Source organism: Bradyrhizobium sp. (genome assembly GCF_050014615.1).
Taxonomy (GTDB): Bacteria; Pseudomonadota; Alphaproteobacteria; order Rhizobiales; family Xanthobacteraceae; genus Bradyrhizobium.
Window position 1 is genome coordinate 1 of record NZ_JBEKCZ010000261.1, and the last position, 6712, is coordinate 6712.

The following is a 6712-nucleotide window of genomic DNA, read 5'->3' on the forward strand; positions in this document are numbered from 1 at the left end:
CGTGAACACTCCACCGCCTAAAGGCGGTGGCTTCAGGTTACGGCTGGAAGCCGGATTGATCGACCCTTCGGGTCGATAAGTCAGACTACCTTGAAATTGTCGTCCGGTTCTTCCGGTTTCTGATCTTCGATGTACTTCTTCCAGACTTCATCCGTAACATTGCCACTGGTCGCCACCCAGTATCCTCGTGACCACAGATGCTGGCCCCAATAGCGTTTCCTCAGCGACTGATACTCGGTCAGAAGCTTATGGGAACTCTTTCCCTTCAGGTACTGCACCGCGCGCGACACAGAAAGGTGCGGCGGGATCGAAAGCAGCAGGTGAACATGGTCACGGTTTATCGCCCCGGCGTGGATCGACATCTCGTGGCTACGGCTGATTTCCCGTAGCAGCTCTCTTGCTCGCAGCCCGACATCCCCAACCAGAACCGGGTATCGATATTTGGTCACCCATACGAGATGATATTTACAATCCCATATCGTATGACTGCCGGATTTCGCCGTCTCCATAATAGGAGGATGCTACTGCATCCCGTCGCCTAAAGGCGAGGGGTTTACGGATCCCCAAAACGGGACTCTAAATTAACGCGCGACAGCTTCGCGTTTCGCGCTCGCCCGGTCGCGTCACGCCGGCATCATGCTGATGTCACAATCCGATTTGCCGGCGGCGCCGACAGTCCATAGCCGCTGAATATGCAATGCGATCGCGGGTGCCGTTGCCGGCGGATGCCAAATTCCACCGGGTTTCGTCGCAGCCGGTCGCTGGCCCGGCGGGGTGCCCGCCCCCTGCATGCCCCAAAGATTCACACTTTGGTAACCAAAAGCCCGATTCCAATTATGTCGGAAATCGGACATAGTGCGGATGGAATTCGGTCCAATGGCGTGGCGTTGCGTCCCCACCTCTTACGAGTCGAGGATCCCATGCTGCCCACATTCCGGCCGACGCCGACCTGCACCCGCTTTCAGGCCACCACCGAAATGCCGTGCATGAAATGCGGCGTGCCGATGCGGCTGGCGCTGATCGAGCCGCAAGGCCACAGCTACGATCTGCTGACCTATCACTGCGTGCCGTGCGATTCCGGCGAGAGCTTCTTGCAAGCGATCTAGCTCGGCGCAACGCGGCGCCGAAAAACTAGCAGCCGATCAGGCTCGGGTGGTGAAGGCTATTCGCTGGCGATCTGCGTCGATGCCGAGTGGAAAATCCCGGCCCCCGAAACCTGCGATGCGATCAAAAAGGCCACGACGATGGCCGGTACGCTGATCAGCCTCAAGAATTGATCCACCGAAAGCATATGGTTGTCCCCCAAAGCGCCCTTAATTGGTCCTGTGCGTCGTCTGCTGATCGCTGGTCAGAATCTGGTCTGACACCACCGCCCCCGAGATCGTGAGCAGCGCGAGAATCGTAATCACAGCCAACGTTTTCATGGGAGGATCGTCGGTCCCGATTGTGGCCGAAAACGTCAGAGCTTGGCGCATTTTCAGGACGATGCCGAGAAACAATCGTGGCGGGGGGGGGGGGCCGCAGAAACATTCCGCGCCAAAGCGCGATGAGATTAGATCGACCTGTCAAAACAATGGAGGTGCGCTCCCTCTCCCAATGGGAGAGGTGAGCGAACCCGCTGACAGGCCGATTCAATGTAAAAACGCTAGTTGACGTCGGCCACGCAGGTCCATCCGGAGCGGGTTCCCAGCGTCGCCGCAAAGCCATCCCGGCACATCGGCTTGGTCATCACCAGCCAGAAGCAAAACAGCACCGCGATCAGCGCCAGGCTCAACCACAGCCGCTGCTTCATCTCTGCCCCCCTGCCCTGCGCTTCGCCGAACCAGCATGGCATCAACAAGCGGCAGGAGTGCGACCAAGTTTCACGAGCGCTACCTTGGCGATCGCTAACTTGAATCGGCAGTTGGAGTCATCGGGGTACCTTCGCGATGATTGATCCGCGCTACAGGCCGAACCAGGACTCGGTCCATGGTGACGCTTCACGGGATTGAATTCGGTGAAGGTATAGCTGGCGAGCTTCTCGGCATAAAACGGCTCCTCGCTGAACATCGCCTCCAGCGCGCGCCAGGAAACGCGCAATCGTGAACGGGGACCCCGAAACGATGGCGTGGCCCCGGCCGTAGAGGGATATGACGGCGGCCGCCATCCTCCTCGGGTTACCGCCGCTGTCGGACGGTCCCGGTCTTGCGTACCCCCGCGCCGGGACCGTTTCCTTGACGGTTGCTTTTTGACGGTTGCTTCTTGACGGCTTCCTGGAGGCTCCGAAACGCACAACGCCGCACTAGCGGAGTATGATCGCTAGACGGCGCCGCACTTAGACCTGGAAACTGCAATGCCCCAGTACCTGTATGTCGTCCAGGGGGGTCGAAGGTTTCATCACGCGGCAAAAAGATTTTGTGATGACTGACGGCGCTTGGGCAGTCCCCCATGTGTGCGCCGGTGCTTTGCGACTGGCCGGCTAGCCCGGCAAGGATCGTCGGCCACGGGATGAACCTTTGTCCGTCGCAAACCCATACAGCAGCGCCAGCCGGTCGAGGCATTCGCGAAACCGCCGCGCGAAATAGTCGATCCAGCGCTGGCCAGGCAGGCCGCGACGCTGGCCGATCTGCTCCATGGTCATGCCGAGAATCAACACCTCATGCACCAGCGCCGAGCCGTCGGCGCCGAGTTCGCGCTCGGCGCGGTTGAGCCGCAGCACCGCCTTGCGCTGGCGCTCCGTGATCGGCTCGCGCGCCTGTCCACCGTCGACATATTCCCGCGTCGGATCGACCGCCTGCGGGCCACGCTCGGCCTTCTCCCAATCGTCCTGGAACGCCCGCCCGCTCTGATATTGCGCCTCGTCGATCTGGCGATGGCTGTGCAGCCGGCCTAACGGATCGTTTCGGATCGAGCGCAGCGTGACGATCTTTTCTCCCGGCTCCAGCGCCAAGGGATCGTCGACTTCGATCGCCGCCACCTCGGCGTTGCGCGGCAGATCGCGCGATCGCCGGTCATGAACTTTGGCTTTTGCCGATTTGTGCGACTTGTTGCGTCTGGCCCGTGCCACCTTGGATCTCTCCCCTGCAGGAATGGATGTTTGGAATGCGGTTGGTCGATTGGGTTCGTTGGCCGGTTACGTCGCTCGTTTGGCGACATAGGCCGCAAGCTCCGGGCTGACCGCGATCACGGGTTTTTCGGCACGTCGCCCTGAATGGTGTGACGGGGGATCGGCAGCACGCGCCGCTGCCTCGCTCTCACCGTGAACAAGACTCTGATGTGGGTTTGAGTGTGAGTGGTCGGCGGCGGCTGCGGCCGGGCCCGACGGCTGGACAGCAATTGCCTGAGACAAGACCTGTCGAGACAAGACCTCCCGGGACAGGGCCTGACGGGAGCGCGAGGCGTTTTCCAGCTTCATGCGCGCCAGCGCCGAACCGAGGCCGCCCTTTTGACCGGCGATCGCGCGCTTTTCGGAAACCCGCACCATCTTGGCCAATTCGGCGTCGATCCGCTTGTGCTTCCAGCCCTCATGGAAGAAATCCTGCAGGGTCGCGCGATATTCGCACCAGGTCCGCAGCGGCAGCTTGGTGATCTTGGACAATTGCCTGTTGTCGTCGGGCAATTCGCCCTTGCGCCAGTAATGCATCATCAACAGCAGATACGCCCCGTGCTGCGCCGTGGTCAGGTGACCGGTGTCGCCGAGATAGTCGCCGACATAGAGAGGCATCCAGGGACGGTTCATATGGCACGGTTTTCGTTGGCCGGCGGCGCCATCAATTCATCGCGCAGCAGCGCAAGCAGTTGGCCGTGGCGGATCGAGCCATCCGGCAGTCCGGAGATCAGCGCGCGCAGATGCGCGATGCGATGACGTGGCGCCAGCGGCTTCATCCGGGCCACCATCACGGCAATCGGCGGGGGCATCGGCTTCATGCCGCCTCCACCAGCCGCAGCAGCACCTTGACGGCGCCGGGTTCCGGCGCGCGGCCGCGCGTCAGGTGGAAATGCGACACGCAGTAACTCGAACCCTGGCGGCGCGGATGGCCGCAAAAGGTGATGGCTTCGCCGTCCTCGTCGCCGCCGAAGGGATAGCGGCAATCGTCTGGCTGCAGCTCCAGCAGCGACAGATGGCGCGGCACGATGGCGACGCAGCGCAGCTTTAGCGCCGCGGCCCGCTTCAGGATCGGCCGCGACATCAGGGGTTTGGCCGCGCGACGCTTGCGCGTCCGGTGAGACCGCGTTGGGCGTGGCTTGCGCGGGCGTTTCGGCTGGCCGGGATTGCCGGACCGGGCGAGACCGGCAAGCCCCATCCGCCTGGCGCGGCCGATCGTGGCATTGCGGGAATAGGCGGTGTGGAATCGCGCGTTAATGGCCCTGGCGATCTCGGCAAAGGAGAGCCCCTTGGCGAGATAGTCGCGCAGCGCCTCCGAATGTTCGGGTTCCCAGTTTATTTGCATTGATGTTTCTCCCGAGGCTTCCCCGACGCCTCCTCGTCATTGCCTGCGACAAACGCGAAGCGTTTGCGCAAGGGAGCCATGCGACGAAGCAATCCATCTCGTTTCCGCGACTCTGGATTGCTTCGCTGCGCTCGCAATGACGGAGCGTCATGATCGGCAGCACGCTCAGCTAATTTCTGGTATTCCGAAATAAATGTCAAGCTATATTTCGGATAATCGGAATTGCTATCGTTTCTGAAATTCGGAAGAGTGGCGCCATGGTGGACATCAGGATGATCGAGCGGGGGCTGCAGAAGCCGGGCAAGACCAAGGGCGGTCTGGCGGCGGCGATGGGCGTGCGCCCCGGCGCGGTATCGGAAATATTGGCCGATATCCGCCTGATCAAGGCTTCGGAAATCCAGCCCATCATCGATTATCTCGAATTGAATTCGGTGCCGATCATGGGCCGGGTCGGCGCCGGCGCCACCATCGAGCCCGAGCACGAGCAGGTGCCGCCGGAGGGCCTCGGCGAGATCGTATTGCCGTTTCCGATCGCGGAGGAGACCATCGCCTTCGAGGTGTCAGGCGATTCCATGCTGCCGAAATACGAAAACGGCGACATTATCGTGGTATACCGCGACCAGCGCCATCCGATCTCGAGCTTCTACGGCGAAGAGGCCGCGGTGCGACTGAAGACCGGCGAGCGCTATTTGAAGACCATCGAGCGCGGAAAATCCGCCACCATAGTCAACCTGACCAGCTTCAACGCCAAGCCGATCACCGGCGTCAAACTGGAATGGATCGGGGAAATCTGCGTCACCCTGCCGCGGGGCCAGATCGAGCGGCTGCGGGCCAAATCCGCCGCGCGGACCCGCAAGGCGGCCAAGGGCAAATAAGCGAAAGGCTGGCGCCCTGCGCGCGGCCGGCCCGGTGATTCTTGCCCGACGCCGGCTCCAGGCTTCCCATTCGGCGCCCAATTTCTGATTTTCAGAATTATTGGATTGACTTATTTCTGATTTTCAGAAATATTGGACGCTTACCCGCCAAGGGCAGGCAGGGGCAGACCGGGCCGCGCATGCAGTATTTCGTCGTAATGATCGATTATGGACGGCGCGGGCGCGAGGCCATCGTCGACCCCGAAGTGACCCGGCGCGAAGTCATCTCGCGCATTGCATCGGGCGAATACCGCAATATCAGCTTCATCCACGAAATCGCTGATTCCTGCGTCGACGACATCACCGCCGAGATCCTGGCCGAGGCCGCCCTGCCCGACATCGCCGACGCCGGCGCCGATTTACAGGCCAACCGCTTCGATCACATCAGGGATCTGCGGAAGCATGAGAGGGTGTAAGAATTGCCCCCTACTCCTTCGAAATCACCAGCTTCAGCGACATCGAGGCCAGCGTGGCGGCGAGCATGATCGCGGCCACCGCCGACAGGCCGAAGATGTAGGAGCCTGAAAACTCCTTCAGCCAGCCCATCATCGAGGGGCCGACAAAGCCGCCGAGGGTGGCGATGCTGTTGATGAAGGCGAGCCCGCCGGCGGCGGCGACGCCGGTCAAAAAGCGCGTCGGGATGGTCCAGAAAATCGCCCGCGCCGCGGTCACACCCACCAGCGCCACGCTGAATCCGACCACGGCGCCCCCGAGCGAACCGGACAAGATCGGCGCCAGCAGGCCGATGCCGCCGAGCAGGCAGGCGAGCGCGAGATTGACGATGCGCCGGCCTTTTTCGTCGACATAGCGCGCCCACAGGATCATGCCGGCGGAGGCAAACAGGTAGGGAATCGCCGAGATCCAGCCGATCGCCAGGGTCGAGAGATGATATTCCTTCAACATCAGCGGCAGCCAGATGCCGATGCCGTAAGATCCTAACGTAAAGCCGAACTGGATCGCGGCGCAAATCAGCACGCGGGAATCCCTGAGGGCACCCAGCAGCGAGGACGGCGGCCGCTCGCGCACTTCGCCGGCCAGCACCTCATCCAGCGCATTGCGTTCGGCTGACGTCAGCCAGGTCGCGGCCTGCGGACGGTCGGACAGCAGGCGCAGCGTCAGAATCCCCAGGGGAATACAGGGCAGGCTGACCAGCAGGAACAGCCATTGCCATCCGGCAAAGCCCAAGATTCCGTCCATCTGCAACAGCAGGCCGCACACCGGGCTGCCGATCAGCGAGGACAAGGGTATCCCGACCAGGAACCAGGCCAGCATCCGCGTGCGGTACTGGGTCGGAAACCAGGCGGCGAGAAAGAACGTCACGCCCGGAAAGAAGCCGGCTTCCGCGATCCCGAGCAACAGCCGCAGCGC

At 61.9% G+C, this 6712-nt stretch carries 10 protein-coding genes; 3 read left to right on the top strand and 7 right to left on the bottom strand.

Annotated features, from left to right (window positions below):
- Window positions 1-80: 80 nt before the first annotated feature.
- Window positions 81-509: an IS200/IS605 family transposase gene (gene tnpA / locus ABR948_RS27190; RefSeq protein ID WP_428123986.1), complete on the bottom strand. Its 429-nt coding sequence runs from the start codon at window positions 507-509 to the stop codon at window positions 81-83.
- A gap of 411 nt (window positions 510-920) precedes the next feature.
- On the opposite strand from tnpA, the gene ABR948_RS27195 reads away from it, so the two are divergent.
- Window positions 921-1106 carry a hypothetical protein gene (locus tag ABR948_RS27195; protein WP_428123988.1) on the top strand — a complete coding sequence of 62 codons (186 nt, stop codon included), beginning with the start codon at window positions 921-923 and terminating at the stop codon, window positions 1104-1106.
- A 539-nt stretch (window positions 1107-1645) separates the two neighbouring features.
- Here ABR948_RS27195 and ABR948_RS27200 read toward each other — a convergent pair.
- The 5 genes from ABR948_RS27200 to ABR948_RS27220 all read right to left on the bottom strand — a co-directional run bounded on the left by ABR948_RS27200 (window position 1646) and on the right by ABR948_RS27220 (window position 4430).
- Complete coding sequence (locus tag ABR948_RS27200) at window positions 1646-1792, bottom strand: hypothetical protein (protein ID WP_428123992.1); 147 nt, start codon at window positions 1790-1792, stop codon at window positions 1646-1648.
- A gap of 666 nt (window positions 1793-2458) precedes the next feature.
- Window positions 2459-3046, bottom strand: a complete 588-nt coding sequence (locus tag ABR948_RS27205; protein WP_428123994.1) for a DUF6456 domain-containing protein — start codon at window positions 3044-3046, stop codon at window positions 2459-2461.
- A gap of 66 nt (window positions 3047-3112) precedes the next feature.
- A complete protein-coding gene (locus ABR948_RS27210; protein ID WP_428123997.1) occupies window positions 3113-3718 on the bottom strand; it encodes a YdaU family protein in 606 nt (201 codons plus the stop codon).
- A complete protein-coding gene (locus tag ABR948_RS27215; protein ID WP_428124000.1) occupies window positions 3715-3906 on the bottom strand; it encodes a hypothetical protein in 192 nt (63 codons plus the stop codon). The genes ABR948_RS27210 and ABR948_RS27215 overlap by 4 nt, the downstream gene beginning before the upstream one ends.
- Complete coding sequence (locus ABR948_RS27220; protein ID WP_428124002.1) at window positions 3903-4430, bottom strand: GcrA family cell cycle regulator; 528 nt, start codon at window positions 4428-4430, stop codon at window positions 3903-3905. Before ABR948_RS27220 ends, ABR948_RS27215 begins: the two co-directional genes overlap by 4 nt.
- A 257-nt stretch (window positions 4431-4687) precedes the next feature.
- Here ABR948_RS27220 and ABR948_RS27225 point away from each other — a divergent pair, with 257 nt between their 5' ends.
- Window positions 4688-5305, top strand: coding sequence for a S24 family peptidase (locus ABR948_RS27225; protein WP_428124004.1), 618 nt, complete (start codon window positions 4688-4690; stop codon window positions 5303-5305).
- Between the two features lie 179 nt (window positions 5306-5484).
- Entirely contained in the window at window positions 5485-5760 is a 276-nt protein-coding gene (locus tag ABR948_RS27230) for a hypothetical protein (protein ID WP_428124009.1), read from the top strand.
- A 10-nt stretch (window positions 5761-5770) separates the two neighbouring features.
- Here the strand turns inward: ABR948_RS27230 and ABR948_RS27235 are convergent.
- Window positions 5771-6712, bottom strand: a 942-nt coding sequence (locus tag ABR948_RS27235; protein ID WP_428124007.1) for an MFS transporter, incomplete at its 5' end; no start/stop codon positions are given.